Genomic DNA, 16,582 nt, shown 5'->3' with positions numbered 1-16,582 from the left:
TTATAAACTATTTATATTTTTATCAATTTTTAAAAGAACTGCATTATATACTTCCAGTTTTTCAAGAGATATGTCTTTAAGTAATTTATTAAATAAATCTTCTAAAAAAGGAGAAACCTCTCCAATAATATTTAAACCGCTATCTGTTATATGGATTTCAAAGGAACGTCTATCCTCTTTGCTTGGATGTCTTTCAATAAAAGCCTTTCTTTCAAGTATATCAAGTATTCTAGCTAAAGTGGACTGGTCTTTGCCTGAAACTTCAGCTAAAAGTTTCTGACTTATTTTATTCTTTTTAGAGAGTTTTAATAGTACTGTCCATTGCTCGGTTGTAATATTAAATTTTTCTAATTTATTATTTAGATAAGATGTTAATTTTTTAGAAACTTTATTTGTCAACATTCCAATATCTTGATCATAGGATTCAAACATATAATTACCTCCAGTAAATAAAGTTGTTGTAAATATAATTGTTTTACAAATAGTTGCTACAACAATTAATTATAAGTATAATTGAAAAAAAATCAAGACTAATTTGATTATAGAATAAAAACTATAATGAAAAGAAAATTTATTAATAATAAAAAGATCCACATTATAAACAAAGTTATCAACAGATTCTGTTGATAACTTTGTTTATAATGTGTGAACAACAACATAAATATTTAATACTTATGCCACTTTTATATTTGATTGATAAAGATATGTTCTACTAATCAATCGAGAGATATATTTAGACGGAATTAATTTAACTGTCTTGTCTATTTTGAGTTATAAATTACTTCAAATTAAATGAATTTAAATGTTGCTGAAGGATTTTAATAAGTTTATATAGTGATTTGATTCTCTAAGAACATGATCAGCAAAGAGTGGTAGAATTATTGATTTAATTTTACAAGTTAAAAGCCCTTCAGTACTCTGGGCTTTGAAATTTCTGAGATTAGTGGCTGCACTTAAGGTAGTCTCGGTAAGTTCAGACAAATCTTCTGCTGATTTATCCATATCAGAAGCCTCATCTCTCAATGCCACGAATTCTTTTCCGAAATTATTAGCTATATTGAATAATTCTACTTCGGTAGGATCTAGCATTCCTCTAATAGTAAATGAATGTTCTGCTAACTTATCATCCCAAAAGTTTTCAAGTATTAGTATATCTCTCTTAGTACCAATTCCGACACCACTTTGCAATCGTGTTAGAAGCTCTGTAAATATTATTGCTTCACTAAGCACATGGTTTAGAACTGCAGGGTATAAAGTCGTAAATATCTTACAAGATAGAACATCATTTCTAAGTTTTGTTTTAAATTTAATAATCATATTAGTTGCAGCTATAGACTGGTGGTTAAGCATATATACATTATCGGTTAACATAGATGTATCACTATTTCTCATGCCAGATATTAATGACTTTTCCATAGAAGTTATATTAGAGTCTATAAAAATTCCAGTAGCAAATTGAGTAGCCTTTTCAGCATCCATTGTATATTTTGTGCTTATTTCATTGGAATCTAATGTTTCGAAAGGGATAACTCCATCTGATAGTAATATGGCACGAGAGAGTAAAGTTGTAAACTCATTTTTAAAGGCATCAGCTTGACTTATAAGATCTTTGTTCTTTGGTGGTAGGGCTGCTTCAATAAATATCGAGTGTTCCCGCATAATTCTTAGAAAGAATAAGTTTAATTCTAAAGATTGGTTAATAAACTCTTGCTTTGATAGCATTTTCTACTCCTGAATATATTCTTTATATCTTTATTAATATATTCAAAAATAAAAATTAAGTGATATATTAATTTTTATCAATTCGCATTATTATGGAAGCTGGGTGGTAAATAATATATAATAAAATAAAAGTTATATATACTTTAGGATGAGGTAGATAATGAATAAAGAAATATTAACTAAAGGCTTTGATGAATTAGAGCTAGAAAAAGATATTAAAGAAAAAGATGATTTTATATTGATTGATAAAGATGGAGTTATATTGGAATATAGAGTCATTTTTACAGAGAAAGAGCTATTGGAATATCTTAATGACCATAAAGGTCATACAGAAAATAGAAGTGGCTTATTAGTGACATTTGAATGTAATAATATTTTAGGAGAATTTTATAATACTATATTTTTAAAGAAATTTAGATTTGATAGCTATTCTAATCTCAAAATGGATAGTCATTTACGACTGATACTTAATAATTGTGAATTTGTTGAGGATATAGAATTATTAGGGGGAGATTATAAAAGAATAAAAATCAATAATTGCATAATAAGAAATAACATGTTTGTAAGGTTCATAAACTGTGATAAGTTAAGAATAAGTGAAACTGTGGTTAAAGAAAGCATAATAGTGGAGAATTCTGAGGTTGGAAAATTCTATGGAAATGCATCTATATTTAAAGAAAATTTGCTTTTCCAAGAAGTTAACATACTGAATGATTTTATCCTTGACAAAATTAAAGGAGAAAAGGAATTATGCTTTGTTGATTGTAGATTTGAAGGATTAAGCAAGTTGGAGTTAGATATAAATGGGGAATTAAGTTTTTTGCAGTGTTCTTTTTATAAAAAATCAGAAATTAATTTTGATGATATTAAAGGTAAGTTTAGTCTGTATAAAACTAATTTCTCAGATAAATGTTATCTGGAATATGAACTATTGGAAAACAAAAAGTACAAGCCTCTAATTTTTGACAATGACTTTAAGAAAACAAAATGGAACTTTTTGATCGTATCAGATATATATAAATCTAGTGGAAGGATAGATCAATACCTTGAAACGCTTTATTATTTTAAGAAGTATGAGAGATTAGAGAGAAAAAGTAAAAATAAAGGTAATTTTAATTTGCTGTATTATTTAATTGGCATAACTACAAAGTACTATACAAGTTGGGAGAGAACATTATTGTCTATGGTAGTAGTGATTGTTTCATTTTTTCTACTATACTGTTTCTTTCCTAATTTGCTGATGTGTAAGGATGTTCAATTGAATTCAAAAAATTTATTCATAACAGTATTTGAAATGCTTAAGAATTCGAATTTTGATGCTAATTTTTTAATTAGTAAGTTTGGTAATACATTATATTTTACAATAATAACATTTACAACCGTTGGATATGGTGATATAATCCCGCTAAACTGGATGAAGATGGCTGTTAGTTTAGAGTCATTCTTGGGAGTGTTTTTTACATCGAGCTTTGTAGTATCTCTATCAAGAAGATTTATGTAATGAAAGTAAATATGTTAATTTCAAAGTTAAAGTCTTAAAATTAACTCTTGAGAACTTATGAATATCAATAAAAAAATCACTGCATTTTTGCGGTGATTTTTATTTATCAAAGTTCATTAGCTTGACAAATAGTTATTGAATAGTATACTGTATGTTATACAGTATGGTGTTCAATATGCAGAGTCTATAATAATAGGAGGTGAAAACATGGGAGAAAATGATGCTAAAGAAAAGTTGATAGATGTTACTATACATATGATATGTGAAGGCAAAAAGCCTAGTGAAATTACCGTAAAAGATATTACCGAGAAGGCAGGACTTGGTAATGGAATGGTAAACTATCATTTCCAGAGTAAAGATAATTTAATTCGTCTAGCAGTAAAAAAGGTTATGAGTTGTGCAACGAGATCTTTAAGTGAGAAAATGAAATCAAAGAGTAATGAATCATCAATTTATAGACTCACCTTCATATTAAAAGAAGTTGCAAACTTTATTGCAGATAATTCTGAAATTTCTAAGATTGCGATTTTAGATGACTTAGAGAATAATCAGATGACAGCACATTTACTAGGGTCAGAAGAGGAATACAATAAGTGCCTTAGGGAACTTTATGGAGATGACACGCATAAATTTTGGGTTAAGAACTACTTAATTGCAGGATATTTAAATTACATATTCTTAAAGGCAGAAAATATAAAGAATGAAATGGGATTTGATTTCTATAAAAAAGAGGATAGAGAAAAAGCAATTGAGAATTTAGTTAATGAATTAGTCAATTGTAATATGTCTAAGATGAAATAGGTAGGCAAATTTATATAAATATATTGTGGATACTTAAAAATAATAATAGATAAATTTAATATAAAAGGAGTAATTATACTATGATGATTGTAGATAAAGAAAAGTGTGTGGGATGTGGACTTTGTGTTAAAGATTGTTTTCCTAATGATATTGAGATAAATGGAAACAAGGCAGAAATCAAAAATGTTAGATGTATGAAGTGTGGACACTGTATTGCAGTTTGCCCTAAAGGAGCAGTATCTACAGATGAATATAATATGGAAGATGTAAAAGATTATAATGAGTCTGAGTTTAAGATAGAATCGGAGAAACTTCTTAATTTTATTAAATTTAGGAGAACTACAAGACAATTTAAAGATAAAGAAGTAGAAAAAGAAAAGATATTAAAAATTATTGAGGCTGGTAGATTCACTCAAACTGGAACTAATAGTCAAAATGTTTCATATGTAGTTGTGGAAGATAATATTGAATTATTGAAGGAATTGGCTTTAAAAAACTTAAAAACTAGAGGGGAAGAAATACTTAAAAATCTAAATCCACAAACTTTACCTTTCAAGAGATATGCACAAATGTGGATTAAAATGTATAATGACTATAAAGAGGATTCTAAGAAGAATGATAAATTATTTTTTAATGCACCTGCGTTAATTCTTGCAGTTTCAGACTCGACTGTAAATGCTTCTTTAGCGTCATCTAATATGGAGCTTATGACTAATGCTTTAGGCCTTGGAACATTTTTTAGTGGATTCTTTACAATGGCAGCACAGGGAAATGATGAAATAAGAGACTTACTTGGTTTAAAAGGTAAAGAAGAAATTGTAACATGTATGGTTGTTGGATATCCTAATGTGAAATATGTTAGAACTGTTCCAAGAAGAGATGCAAATATCTCTTGGAAATAGGAATTAATATTATATAGTAAAAATAGAGTTATCTTAGATTGGGTTCCCAGTATAAGATGACTCTATTTTATTGATAAAAAATTAAAGATCTTTGTAATACAGCCTAATTATTTATGATAATAAAATAATTAGGCTAAATTAAATATTAAATTAGATTAACATTTATCTTTGCAAGTAAAAGTGAATATTAAAATCAAGGATATTCAATTAGCTTATTTTCGACTACTTGAATATAGTAAAATACAATGTTATCATGAAAATATTATATTTAACCTATTAAGTTATATTATTACAGATAAGTTGTGTTTATATTTACTATTTGTAGTATTATGTATATTAATGTAGTTAATTCTAGAGAAAGATAAAGTTTATAGGAGTGTTAATGAAATGAATAGGAATAGTAAGCTGTTTAGAAAGATAGTGATTGGAATTATCATTATGCTTCTACTCCCAACTGTAACTGTTGGATTAGTAGCAATTTTTAAGTCTGATGTTGTTTTGGAGAATAATTTGAAGACTACAAGTGTTCAAACTATTAAAGAAGTTGATAAAGGTTTTTCGCAATATCTAGAAATTTTGAATACTCAATTGAGAGTAATATCGAAAAATGCCGATATCAAAGATTTATCAAATCCGCAAGTAGATCATGCACTAATATCTAAATATGTACAAGGTATGTTTAAAGATACTAAGGATTCAATAAATGGAATTATTAATGCAGGATATGCAACTGAATATGGAGAGCTTGTATTAGATAGCGGAACGATGAGTATTAATGATTTCAATTATAAAGAAAGGGAATGGTATAAGAAAGCTAAGGAAGCTGATGGAAAGGTTGTATACATAAAACCATATAAAGATAGCGTAACAGGAAAGCAAGTAATGACAGTTGCTCAAGCTGTTAAAGATAATAATGGACAAATCACCGGGGTAATAGTAATAGATATGTCTTTAGATTCCATGCAAGAATATATTAGTAACATAAAACTACTGAATACGGGATTCATAGTACTAGTTGATAATGATGGAGATGTAGTAGCAAATAACAATAATAATAAAGAGATAGATGATAATATTAGTAAATTACCATTTTGGGAATCAGCTAAAAATGAAGAAAGAGGAGTATATAATTGGGAAAATAATGGGAAAGCATTTTATGCCTGTCAAGAAACAGATGCTTTAACAGGGTGGAAAATGGTAGGTATAATTGATGGCAAAGAAGTAACAAATAATGTTTTAACAATGAAGGTAACAGTTATTACTGCTAATTTATTATGTGTAATTATAGGAATAATTATATCAATGATTTCAGCATCGTATATTGTGAAAGAAATACATAAATTAAAAGAAGCGTTTAGTACAGTAGCTGAAGGAGACTTCAGTAAAAGAATAATTGTAACGGCTAAAGATGAATTCGCTGAACTTGGAGATAACTTTAATTTTATGGTAGAGAATATCTCGAAGTTATTGAAAGGAATTCAAAATACATCATCTGATTTATTGGAGGCATCAGGAAATATATCTAGTATGTCTGAGGAAACAACTGCATCAGTATCAGAAGTTTCAAATGCAATACAAGAAGTTGCAAATGGAGCTACAAATCAAGCGCAATCAGCAACAGAGGTTGCAACGAGTACTGAAGAATTATCAAATAGGATAGATGAAGTTGATGGAGAGACTAATCATATTAATGAGTTAGCTGGTGAAGCTGAGAAATTAGGTACTCAAGGATTATCTATACTTAATGACTTGATATTTAAAGCTGAAAAGTCTAAAGAAAATGCAATTAAGTCTGGCGGCATGGTTCATGAAATGGGAGAAAGTATAAATAAAATAAATTATATATCGGATGTAATAGCAGGAATAACTGAACAAACTAATCTTTTAGCTTTAAATGCAAGTATAGAAGCTGCAAGAGCTGGAGATGCGGGAAAAGGCTTTGCGGTGGTTGCAGAAGAAATCAGAAAACTAGCAGAAGAATCAAAAAAATCTACAGATGAAATAAAAGCAATTGTTTCAGAAATAAATAATAAGAGCGATTCTACCAAAATAGCCATGAAAGAAAGTAGAGAAATGTCACAAAAACAAGGAGAGGCAATAAAGAAAACAGAAGGTATATTTAATGAAATAGTTGATTCTATAATTCCTTTAACAGGCGCAATAGAAAATATTAAGGTCTTAAATGAAAAAATGAAATTAAATAAAGAAGAAGTTAAGACGCAAATTGAAAATATAGCAGCGGTTTCAGAGGAATCGGCATCAATATCTGAAGAGGTTACAGCATCAGCTCAGGAAGTAAATGCAACAATGGCAGAATTAACAGAGTATGCTGGCAATTTGCAACAAATATCATATAAATTGCAAGAGGAATTAAAGAGGTTTACTGTAGAATAGTATTTTAAATAGGAAGACATTAATATAAAGAAAGCCGTCTTTTATAAGTGTATATAAATATATTTAGACACTTATAAAAGACGACTTTCCCTATATAAGATATTATTTTTACTACATCATTTCTAACATTTGTTTTATTATTCTAGTAGAATTTTTAACTGCGATCGGTACAAATTTCTCATAATCCATATGAGCACCATTATTTGCGTTATCAGAAATAGATCTTATAACTACAAAAGGAATTGCGTTTAGATAGCAAACTTGAGCTATACTAGCGCCTTCCATTTCACAAGATATTGCTCCAAACTCCTGATCAAGCCAATGAATTTTTTCTATATTTGCTATGAATTGGTCACCAGAAACGATTCTTCCTGTAAAACTATTTAATTCTGCAATTTTCTCGCATGCATTCTTAGCTATAGAAACCATTTCTTTATCACATTTAAAGTCAAATGTATCGAGTCTTGGAATCTGCCCAACCTTATCTCCGAAAGCTGTAGTATCCATGTCATGTTGAACTAAATTTTCAGCAACAACAATATCACCAGGATAAATTTCTTTTCCTATTCCACCAGCAACTCCTACGTTAATAATTTTATCTACTTTGTATTCAGATGCTAATATTTGAGTGCAAATAGCTGAATTAACTTTACCGATACCGCAAACTACAGCTACAACATCTTTTCCATATAATTTTCCTTTGTGGAAAGTCATATTAGCCTTATCTTTTTTTTCTTCAATAGTTAAATCATTTAGTAATAGTTCTAATTCTTCTGCCATAGCAGCAATTATTCCAATAATCATATATAAAGTGAGCCTCCTAAAATAATTAATTAATAAATATGATATAACCTATGTATATATTTAATTATTATGTAAATTTATTGAGTAATATATAGAAATTAAAAATGAACAAGTTCTTAATATGAACGAAAGCAGTAAATTTCATCATATCTATACTAAATTCAATAAATTATAGTAAAATAAATATTTTGGTTAAACATATATGATACTTAATATATATTATAATCATTAGTTTGACAATTTAATAGATAAATTTGTAAAATTATTTATGCACTAATGTTAAATTAAAAGAAAGGTTTTGGTATTAATTAACATATATATGTAAATAATCATTATTAAGGCTATAATATATAATAATTATACTGCCAATTTTCGATTGTTTTTGTGTTATAATATCAATTAAAAGTATAAGATAATAAGGAGAGAAAATTTATGACAGCACAACATTCTTTATCAAGAACTGAACTTTTGATAGGTAAAGATGGATTAGATAAATTAAAAAATAGCAAAGTTATTGTTTTTGGAGTAGGTGGAGTTGGGAGCTATACTATAGAGGCTCTTGCAAGAGCAGGAGTAGGTGAATTAATCATTGTTGATGATGATACTGTTTGTTTAACAAATTTAAATAGACAAGTGCATGCTACCTATAAGACAATAAGTCAACCTAAAGTAGAAGTGATGAAAGAAAGAATATTATCTATAAATAGAACATGCAATGTTATAACACATCAAATTTTTGTTACACAAGAAAATATAGAGTCTATAATTCCTGATGATGTAGATTATGTAGTTGATGCAATAGATACAGTGTCAGCTAAATTAGGATTAGTAGAATATTGTTATAAAAAGGGCATAAGAATAATGAGTTCTATGGGAACTGGTAATAAATTAGATCCTACACAATTTAAAGTTACAGATATATTTAAGACAAAAATCTGTCCTTTGGCTAAGGTTATGAGATCCGAGTTACGTAAAAGAGGAATAGAAAAATTAAAGGTAGTTTATTCAGAAGAAGTTCCGATAAAACCTAACTATGATGATGTTGTTACATGTAAAACAGGATGTGTTTGTACTGGTGGTACTAAGAAGTGCGCTATTAAAAGACAAATACCGGGAAGTATATCATTCGTTCCTCCGGTTGCAGGAATGATAATTGGTGGAGAGGTTATAAAGGATATATTAGAAATAAAGTAGTACTAGATTCCGGTATTGGTATAAAAGTTTCAAGTATATAGTAAATTTATAGTAATTGATTTTAACTGACTCTTTTGATGAAGTATATTGTATTTTTTTTGGTAAAAGGATACTATATATTTACTTGAAAGAGTTAGTTTTTTATTAATTATAGACAAATCTAAAAGAAGGTGAGCATCATGAAGCGTATTGATAGGATTTACAATTATATCGAAAATAACTCAAAAAAATTTACAAAGAATAAGCTCTTAGAAGTTAAAGGATTTAGTGCGCAGGAAATAGGAGAATATCTTGAAATATTAAGAAGTAATGTGTCGAGAGAACTTAATGCACTCTGCAGAGATTCGAAAATCATTAAGATTAAAAATAGACCTGTTCTTTATTTCGATAGAAAAACCTTTGAGGAAATATTATCTATAAAGTTACCAGACGATTTGGAAGAGATATCAGATATAATGGAATTTGCCTCAAGTGAAGATGTGGTAAGAGATGAAGAAAAATCTCCTTTTAACTATTTAATTGGAGCTAATACTAGCCTAAAAAATCAAATCGAACAAGCAAAGGCTGCGCTTTTATATCCTCCTAATGGACTTCACACCTTGATAATTGGAAGTACAGGAGTTGGAAAAAGCTTATTTGTTAATATAATGTACCAGTATTCAAAATATATAAAAAAGTTACCTGAAGATGCACCTTTTGTTGTTTTCAATTGTGCAGATTACGCTAATAATCCACAATTACTTTTATCGTATATTTTTGGACATATTAAGGGGGCTTTTACAGGAGCTGATAAGGAAAAAGAGGGAATTGTTGAAAAGGCTGATGGAGGAATATTATTTTTAGATGAGATACATAGATTACCACCAGAAGGGCAAGAAATGATTTTCTATTTTATGGATACAGGAACCTATAATAAGCTTGGAGAAACAGATAGGCAGCGCAAAGCTAACGTATTGTTAATAGGTGCTACAACAGAAGATCCTAATTCTACATTACTAAATACTTTTATTAGAAGAATTCCTATAACCATAGTTATTCCTAACTTTGAAGAGAGATCATTACAAGATAAATTGGAACTTATACACTACTTACTTTCTAAGGAAGCTCAACGGGTAAATAAGACTATTAAAATTTCATCGGAATCGATAAAAGCATTAATTGGAAGTACAACATATGGAAATGTGGGTCAATTAAAGTCAAATATACAGCTAGTTTGTGCCACAGGATTTCTAAATTGCATGAATACAGATAAATGTATTGAGATAAATTTAGATTTACTACCAGAAAGTATGAGAAATGGGATACTTAATTTTGAAGGTAAAATAAAAGATGATTCCAATTTTTGGGGAAGGGTTCCTAGTACATTAGTGGTTAAACCTGATGGTAACAAAACTTTTTTAGAGACTGACGCTTATGAGCCACCATTTAATATTTACAATATTATAGAGGACAAGGCATTTGTTTTACAAGAAGAAGGTATGAGTGACCAGGATATTAAAAATTATATAACAACAGATATAAATGTTCATTTAAAGCAATTTTATGCTAGATTCAAGAATGATGCGTATCGTAGAGAAGGTTTATTGAAAATTGTTGATAAAGATATTGTTGATTTTGCTGAAGAAATAAAAATGTTAGCTGAAAATAGATTGAGCAGAAAGTTAAGTGATAGATTTATATATGCCATAAGCCTACATTTCAGCGCGTTATTTAATCGTATAAAGAAAAACACAGTATCATTTTCAACAAATATTGAGTTAACATTATCATCTAATAGTAAAGAATATGGAGTAGCTAAAGAGATTCATAAGTTAATAGAGGATAGATATAACTTAATAATTCCAGAAGTTGAAATAGAATATTTAGCTTTACTTCTAAGCTCAATACAAGAATTATCACATCAAGAAAGAGTTGGAATAGTAGTTGCATCTCATGGTACAAGCACTGCTACAAGCATGGTGGCGGTGGCTAAAAAACTTTTTGATGCAGATAATATTGCAGCAGTTGATATGCCGCTTGAAAGAAAACCTTCTGATATTATAGATAGTGTTATTGAAAAAGTTAAGCAAGTAGATGAAGGGAAAGGTGTATTACTTTTAGTAGATATGGGATCTTTAAATAGTTTTGGTGAAACTATAACGAAAAAGACCAAGATAAATATTAAGAGTATTGATATGGTATCAACGGCTCTAGTACTAGAAGCAGTCAGAAAATGCTCAATTTTTGATGCTGATCTAAATTCAGTATATTCATATTTAATTACTGATTTTAGAGGATATACTAATAATATGATGACAGAAGGTAAAATGGGAGAAGAGAATGCTATAATTACAATTTGCTCCACAGGTAAGGGCGCTGCGATTAAACTCAAAGAGTTAGTTGAAGCTGTAGCAAAGAATATCTCAATTAACGATAATGTTAGAATAATCCCAGTAGGATTAAATAATCTAAATGAGTCAATAAAACAGATTTCGCGGAAAAATAAAATTTTAGCACTTGTGGGAATAGCAAATCCTAATATGGGAATTCCCTTTATATCGATTGAAGAACTAATTGATGGATCTGGAGAAAATATTTTAAGAAATATAATTGAAGGAAAGGATATTAATCCGGTTATAAAAGGAGAAAATCAGATTGTTTTAAAAAATCTTTGTAAGCAAACTTTAACAGAGATTTTAACCTTTCTTAATCCTGAAAAGATATATTCGTTATTAGATGATTTTATAAAATCTATCGAAAAATCTTTGAATGTACATTATGAGAATCCAACTAAACTAAGAATTATGTTTCATGTTGCATGTGCATTAGAAAGGATGCTTTTAAATAATGGACTGGTATATGATTCATCTGATTCAGAATTAAATCCAAGATATCTGGAAGTGTTAAGAAGAGCAAATTTAATATTTAAAGAAGCTTTATCAATAGAGCTGACGGATGATGAGCTATACTATATGATTGATGTTATAGATGTGTGTTAAATTTAGTTTATATAAGAAAAATAATGTGTCAAAATACAATTAAAAGTGTGTCAAATAATACTTTAGAGTGTCAAGGTGAAAACTTATCCGCATTGTATGCGTTTAGAATTCATGTTTGGAGAAAGGTATTTGTTGACACACTTTTTTTGGCATGGGAATTGCTAGGTATATTGGTATAGAAATAATATATGTAGCAGGAAAGGATGATGAAATAATGATAGCAGTAATCATAGGTACTCATGGTATATTCTCGGAAGAAATCCTTAAATCAGCTGAAATGATTTTTGGAGTCCAAGAAAATGTGGGAAGTGTTACTTTTCAGCCAGGGGAGGGTATAGATGCTCTAGCTGAAAAATACAATTCACTTATAGAAAAAATGAATTCAACAGATGGCGTATTGTTCATGGTAGACCTTTTTGGAGGAAGTCCATTTAATGCAGCGAGCATAATTGCAATGAAGCATGAGAATATGGAAATTGTGACAGGTGTTAATCTCCCAATGATATTAGAGGTTCTAGGAAGTAGAGATTTTTCAAGTGTGTCAGAACTTTTATCAATTGCAGAAAATTCGGGAAAGGAGGCTATAAGAACTTTATCTAAAAATATTGCAGAGGATTTAGATGATGAGATAATATAGCAACCTATGATTAGTTAGTATAAGAATTACATGAATTTAATTATAATATGAAATTTGAAAGGTGAGATATAAAGATGGAAATTAGTTTTGTAAGAATAGATGACAGATTAATACATGGACAAGTTGCAACAGTTTGGACAAAGTATAGTGGATGCAATAGAATATTTGCCTGCAGTGATGAAGTTGCAGCAGATGACTTAAGAAAACAATTAGTAATTCAAGTAGCGCCTCCAGGGATAAAAGCATATGTGCTTCCAATAGCAAAGGCAATTGAAGCATATAATAATCCTAAATTTGACAGTTTTAAAACTTTATTCTTATTTACAAACCCTACAGATGTATTAAGAATGGTTGAAGGTGGAGTACCTATTAAATCTGTAAACGTTGGAGGAATGTGCTATAAGGCTGGAGATAAACAGGTTACAAATGCATTATGCATGAATGATGTTGATATTGAGGCATTTAAAAAGCTTAATGAAAAAGGCATCGAATTAGAGGTGAGGAAACTAGCAAAAGATCCTAAAGTAAATTTGATGGACAAATTTAAAGAATTACAACTTATATAGACATAAATTTTACCTAAAACCAAAGATAAGATCCTTTAAAAACTCTTAGATTTTGATAGAAGGAATAATAAATCCTGTTAAAAGATTAGATATATAAAATTTAAAAAAGTTTTTATATATAAATTAAAAGAAAGAGGGGAATTTACAAATGAGCACTTTACAATTAATTTTATTAGTAATAGTTGCAGCAATTACTGGTATGGCAAGTGTACTTGATGAGGCACAATTTCATAGACCAATAATTGCATGTACATTGGTTGGACTTGTACTAGGGGATATTAAAACAGGAATTATACTAGGTGGAACACTTGAAATGCTAGCATTAGGATGGATGAATGTTGGTGCAGCTATGGCACCAGATGCGGCGCTTGCAAGTGTAATTTCAGCAATACTTGTTATAATCGGTAAACAATCAATTGGAGCAGGTATAGCAGTAGCAGTACCAATTGCAGCTGCAGGACAAGTTCTTACTATATTTGTGAGAACAATAACTGTATTTTTCCAACACTTAGCTGATAAATATGCTGAAAAGGGTAACACAAGAGGAATAGAAATGTGTCATATACTAGGGCTATCACTTCAAGCAATACGTGTAGCGATACCAGCAGCCATAGTAGGAGTACTTGCAGGAACAGATGCAGTAAATGCAGCACTTGCAGCTATACCACAAGTTATTACAAGAGGACTTCAAGTGTCAGGTGGATTTATAGTAGTTGTTGGTTATGCAATGGTAATGAATATGATGAATAGTAAATCATTACTACCATTCTTCTTCATTGGATTTCTACTAGCAGCATTTACAAACTTCAATTTAATTGGTTTTGGTGCTGTAGGTGTTATTGCAGCAATATTCCATATAAAATCAATAGCTAATGAAGGTAAAGTAGCAGTAGCTGGAACAGGAAGTATTGATGATATTGATGATTCAGAGTTAATGTAAGTACAGAAAGGAGATAAAATAATGAGTGAAAAGAAATTAAATAAAAGTGATATAGTAAAAATGTTTATCCGTTCAAATTTCTTATTGGGATCATTTAATTTTGAAAGAATGCAAGCAATAGGTTTTTGTGTTACATTAATTCCAGCTTTGAAGAAATTATATAAAGGTGACGAATTAAGTGCAGCACTTAAAAGACATTTGGAATTCTTTAATACACAACCATTTATGGCAACGCCAATTATGGGAATAACAGCAGCTATGGAAGAACAAAAGGCAAATGGGGCAGATATAGATGAGGCATCAATAAGTGGTGTTAAGATTGGTCTTATGGGACCACTTGCCGGAGTTGGAGACCCAATATTCTGGGGAACACTAAGACCTGTGCTTGCAGCATTAGGGGCAGGACTTGCACTTACAGGAAGTATAATTGGACCATTAATTTTCTTCATAGGATTCAATGCAATAAGACTTGCAACAAACTGGTATGGAATGTTCTATGGATATGAAAAAGGAACTCAATTAGTTGCTGATATGGGAGGAAATAAACTTAGATATCTTACAGAAGGTGCTTCAGTACTTGGATTACTTGTTATAGGTGGTCTTGTTTCAAAATGGACAACTGTTAATATACCTTTTGTTCTCTCTAAATATACACAAGCTGATGGAAAAGAAGTAGTTACAACTATTCAAAGTGTACTAGACAGCTTAATGCCAGGATTAGTTCCGCTTTTACTAACATTTTTATGTATGTATCTATTAAAGAAGAACGTGAATCCATTAATAATAATCTTTGGATTATTTGCAGTAGGTATTTTGGGCGTAGCTTGTGGAATATTACAGTAGATATATAAATATCAAATAAATAAACGGTTAAATTAGATAATATAGTAAACTTCCTTAAAAATAGAACCCGCAATATATTAGCATGGTATGTAGAAATATCAACAATATATTGTGGGTTTTGTGTATAAGTATGTAGTAAATCCGACTTTTGTGGATAAAATTTATGCATTAGGTCTAAGTATATAGCTACAATAGTAAATTTGCATTTGATATCTGAATAATGTAAGTTCACAATCAAGATTAAATCTAGAAAACCAATATTAGTATATATGGTGCTATAAAAATATGAAATATATAATCTCTTATATATTTTAAAAAGAGAGGGTTATTTATGAAACTAGAGTATAATTATATTGCTTTTCTAATTATCAATTTTTAGTTAGTGTAAGAAGGGCGTATAGGGTTATGAGGTGGCACTTATGTAACCAGTAATAATCTTATATATAGAATTTAGGGAAATATAATTGATAAGAGTAACTAAGATTACAGCAAAAAGGAAAATTAAAATAAGTGTTGAATGATTATATAGGAATGTTGAATAGTGAAGTTGAAAATAATAAATAATGGATTAAGAATCGAGAAGACAGATTTTCATAATTGTAGAGGGGAATTATATGGAATCAAACATGAAAGTAAAGATACAAGGAAATAGATCGAATAAAACAGAATATTTAATAAGAGATATGGATGATATTATCATTGGTAGATTCAGTACTGATGAATTAACTGACAGAAGCAAAACATGCAACGTCAATCTTAAGTTCTATAGAGAATATAATTATGAATTATTAAGTGATACACTATCGCTTATATTAAAGGGAATATTTAAAGATCCGAATATTTTTAAGGTTAACATAAAAGTTCTTGAAAAAATAGACTTAACTGCATTTTTAGATCTAGGTTTTACTCTAGAAGGAATATTTAATGAAAATGAATATTTTCAAGGTGAATATCTTGATGAACTGTCATTTGGTATAACTAGAATTGAATATGACCAAATGTGCAGGTATTCATTAGTGGAATTAAAAGGGGAAAATATAATTCTTAGAAATCTGACTCCTAGCAATGCTCAAGAAATGTTGGATTATTATAAAAGAAATAAAAATTACTTGGCTCCTTTCGAACCAAGTAGAGATAGTGATTTCTACACAGTTGAGACACAAAGAAAATTGTTAAATAAGAGTTATAAGGAATTTTTGAATGGAACAAGTGTAGATTTGGGTATTTTTAAAGAAGAAAAATTGATTGGAAAGATAAAACTTTCACGAATTATATATGGATCGTTGAAGAATGGCATATT

The 16,582-nt window shown here is 29.3% G+C and carries 14 protein-coding genes (1 of these 14 cut by a window edge); 11 read left to right on the top strand and 3 right to left on the bottom strand.

The features are described from left to right. On the bottom strand, positions 1-432 hold the full coding sequence (locus KEC93_RS24850) for a MarR family winged helix-turn-helix transcriptional regulator (protein WP_012061073.1): 432 nt from the start codon (positions 430-432) through the stop codon (positions 1-3). A gap of 366 nt (positions 433-798) precedes the next feature. After that, positions 799-1,722 (bottom strand): DUF2935 domain-containing protein, encoded by a 924-nt coding sequence (locus KEC93_RS24845; RefSeq protein ID WP_012061072.1) that lies wholly within the window; start codon positions 1,720-1,722, stop codon positions 799-801. A 160-nt stretch (positions 1,723-1,882) separates the two neighbouring features. On the opposite strand from KEC93_RS24845, the gene KEC93_RS24840 reads away from it, so the two are divergent. From KEC93_RS24840 to KEC93_RS24825, 4 genes are all read left to right on the top strand, one after another. After that, the gene (locus KEC93_RS24840) at positions 1,883-3,223 is read left to right on the top strand and encodes a potassium channel family protein (RefSeq protein WP_012061071.1); all 1,341 of its coding nucleotides are present in this window, start codon (positions 1,883-1,885) and stop codon (positions 3,221-3,223) included. A gap of 207 nt (positions 3,224-3,430) precedes the next feature. After that, positions 3,431-4,024 carry a TetR/AcrR family transcriptional regulator gene (locus tag KEC93_RS24835; RefSeq protein WP_035790090.1) on the top strand — a complete coding sequence of 198 codons (594 nt, stop codon included), beginning with the start codon at positions 3,431-3,433 and terminating at the stop codon, positions 4,022-4,024. 80 nt (positions 4,025-4,104) lie between these two features. Continuing rightward, positions 4,105-4,926, top strand: coding sequence for a nitroreductase family protein (locus KEC93_RS24830; protein WP_077869675.1), 822 nt, complete (start codon positions 4,105-4,107; stop codon positions 4,924-4,926). A 387-nt stretch (positions 4,927-5,313) separates the two neighbouring features. Further along, on the top strand, positions 5,314-7,320 hold the full coding sequence (locus tag KEC93_RS24825; protein WP_077869674.1) for a methyl-accepting chemotaxis protein: 2,007 nt from the start codon (positions 5,314-5,316) through the stop codon (positions 7,318-7,320). Between the two features lie 111 nt (positions 7,321-7,431). Here KEC93_RS24825 and KEC93_RS24820 read toward each other — a convergent pair whose 3' ends face one another. Then, positions 7,432-8,124, bottom strand: coding sequence for a 5'-methylthioadenosine/adenosylhomocysteine nucleosidase (locus KEC93_RS24820; RefSeq protein ID WP_077869673.1), 693 nt, complete (start codon positions 8,122-8,124; stop codon positions 7,432-7,434). 432 nt (positions 8,125-8,556) lie between these two features. Between KEC93_RS24820 and KEC93_RS24815 the strand changes: the two genes are divergently transcribed. From KEC93_RS24815 to KEC93_RS24785, 7 genes are all read left to right on the top strand, one after another. Beyond that, positions 8,557-9,318: a tRNA threonylcarbamoyladenosine dehydratase gene (locus KEC93_RS24815; protein ID WP_012061066.1), complete on the top strand. Its 762-nt coding sequence runs from the start codon at positions 8,557-8,559 to the stop codon at positions 9,316-9,318. Positions 9,319-9,497: 179 nt separating this feature from the next. Continuing rightward, on the top strand, positions 9,498-12,296 hold the full coding sequence (locus tag KEC93_RS24810; protein WP_077870010.1) for a sigma-54-dependent transcriptional regulator: 2,799 nt from the start codon (positions 9,498-9,500) through the stop codon (positions 12,294-12,296). Positions 12,297-12,510: 214 nt separating this feature from the next. Further along, positions 12,511-12,933, top strand: a complete 423-nt coding sequence (locus KEC93_RS24805) for a mannose/fructose/sorbose PTS transporter subunit IIA (RefSeq protein WP_077870011.1) — start codon at positions 12,511-12,513, stop codon at positions 12,931-12,933. Between the two features lie 74 nt (positions 12,934-13,007). Beyond that, a complete protein-coding gene (locus KEC93_RS24800) occupies positions 13,008-13,499 on the top strand; it encodes a mannose/fructose/sorbose PTS transporter subunit IIB (protein ID WP_023976850.1) in 492 nt (163 codons plus the stop codon). 148 nt (positions 13,500-13,647) lie between these two features. After that, positions 13,648-14,439 (top strand): PTS mannose/fructose/sorbose transporter subunit IIC, encoded by a 792-nt coding sequence (locus KEC93_RS24795; RefSeq protein ID WP_012061062.1) that lies wholly within the window; start codon positions 13,648-13,650, stop codon positions 14,437-14,439. A 21-nt stretch (positions 14,440-14,460) separates the two neighbouring features. After that, a complete protein-coding gene (locus KEC93_RS24790) occupies positions 14,461-15,282 on the top strand; it encodes a PTS system mannose/fructose/sorbose family transporter subunit IID (RefSeq protein ID WP_012061061.1) in 822 nt (273 codons plus the stop codon). A 614-nt stretch (positions 15,283-15,896) separates the two neighbouring features. Next, positions 15,897-16,582 carry the 5' portion of a GNAT family N-acetyltransferase gene (locus KEC93_RS24785; RefSeq protein WP_077870062.1) on the top strand. It continues 262 nt past the right edge of the window, so only the first 686 of its 948 coding nucleotides appear in the window; it begins with the start codon at positions 15,897-15,899; the stop codon falls past the right edge of the window.

Source organism: Clostridium beijerinckii, from assembly GCF_018223745.1.
In the GTDB taxonomy this organism is placed as follows: domain Bacteria; phylum Bacillota; class Clostridia; order Clostridiales; family Clostridiaceae; genus Clostridium; species Clostridium beijerinckii.
The sequence above is the reverse complement of the archived record's forward strand: the minus strand, read 5'-3'. Positions and strand labels throughout refer to the sequence as shown.

Excerpts from the sequence above, each read along its gene's own strand:
- KEC93_RS24805 (WP_077870011.1), top strand. The coding sequence starts at position 12,511 with ATGATAGCAGTAATCATAGGTACTCATGGTATATTCTCGGAAGAAATC.
- KEC93_RS24790 (WP_012061061.1), top strand. The coding sequence starts at position 14,461 with ATGAGTGAAAAGAAATTAAATAAAAGTGATATAGTAAAAATGTTTATC.
- KEC93_RS24795 (WP_012061062.1), top strand. The coding sequence starts at position 13,648 with ATGAGCACTTTACAATTAATTTTATTAGTAATAGTTGCAGCAATTACT.
- KEC93_RS24850 (WP_012061073.1), bottom strand. The coding sequence starts at position 432 with ATGTTTGAATCCTATGATCAAGATATTGGAATGTTGACAAATAAAGTT.
- KEC93_RS24845 (WP_012061072.1), bottom strand. The coding sequence starts at position 1,722 with ATGCTATCAAAGCAAGAGTTTATTAACCAATCTTTAGAATTAAACTTA.
- KEC93_RS24815 (WP_012061066.1), top strand. The coding sequence starts at position 8,557 with ATGACAGCACAACATTCTTTATCAAGAACTGAACTTTTGATAGGTAAA.
- KEC93_RS24835 (WP_035790090.1), top strand. The coding sequence starts at position 3,431 with ATGGGAGAAAATGATGCTAAAGAAAAGTTGATAGATGTTACTATACAT.
- KEC93_RS24830 (WP_077869675.1), top strand. The coding sequence starts at position 4,105 with ATGATGATTGTAGATAAAGAAAAGTGTGTGGGATGTGGACTTTGTGTT.
- KEC93_RS24825 (WP_077869674.1), top strand. The coding sequence starts at position 5,314 with ATGAATAGGAATAGTAAGCTGTTTAGAAAGATAGTGATTGGAATTATC.
- KEC93_RS24800 (WP_023976850.1), top strand. The coding sequence starts at position 13,008 with ATGGAAATTAGTTTTGTAAGAATAGATGACAGATTAATACATGGACAA.
- KEC93_RS24820 (WP_077869673.1), bottom strand. The coding sequence starts at position 8,124 with ATGATTATTGGAATAATTGCTGCTATGGCAGAAGAATTAGAACTATTA.
- KEC93_RS24840 (WP_012061071.1), top strand. The coding sequence starts at position 1,883 with ATGAATAAAGAAATATTAACTAAAGGCTTTGATGAATTAGAGCTAGAA.
- KEC93_RS24810 (WP_077870010.1), top strand. The coding sequence starts at position 9,498 with ATGAAGCGTATTGATAGGATTTACAATTATATCGAAAATAACTCAAAA.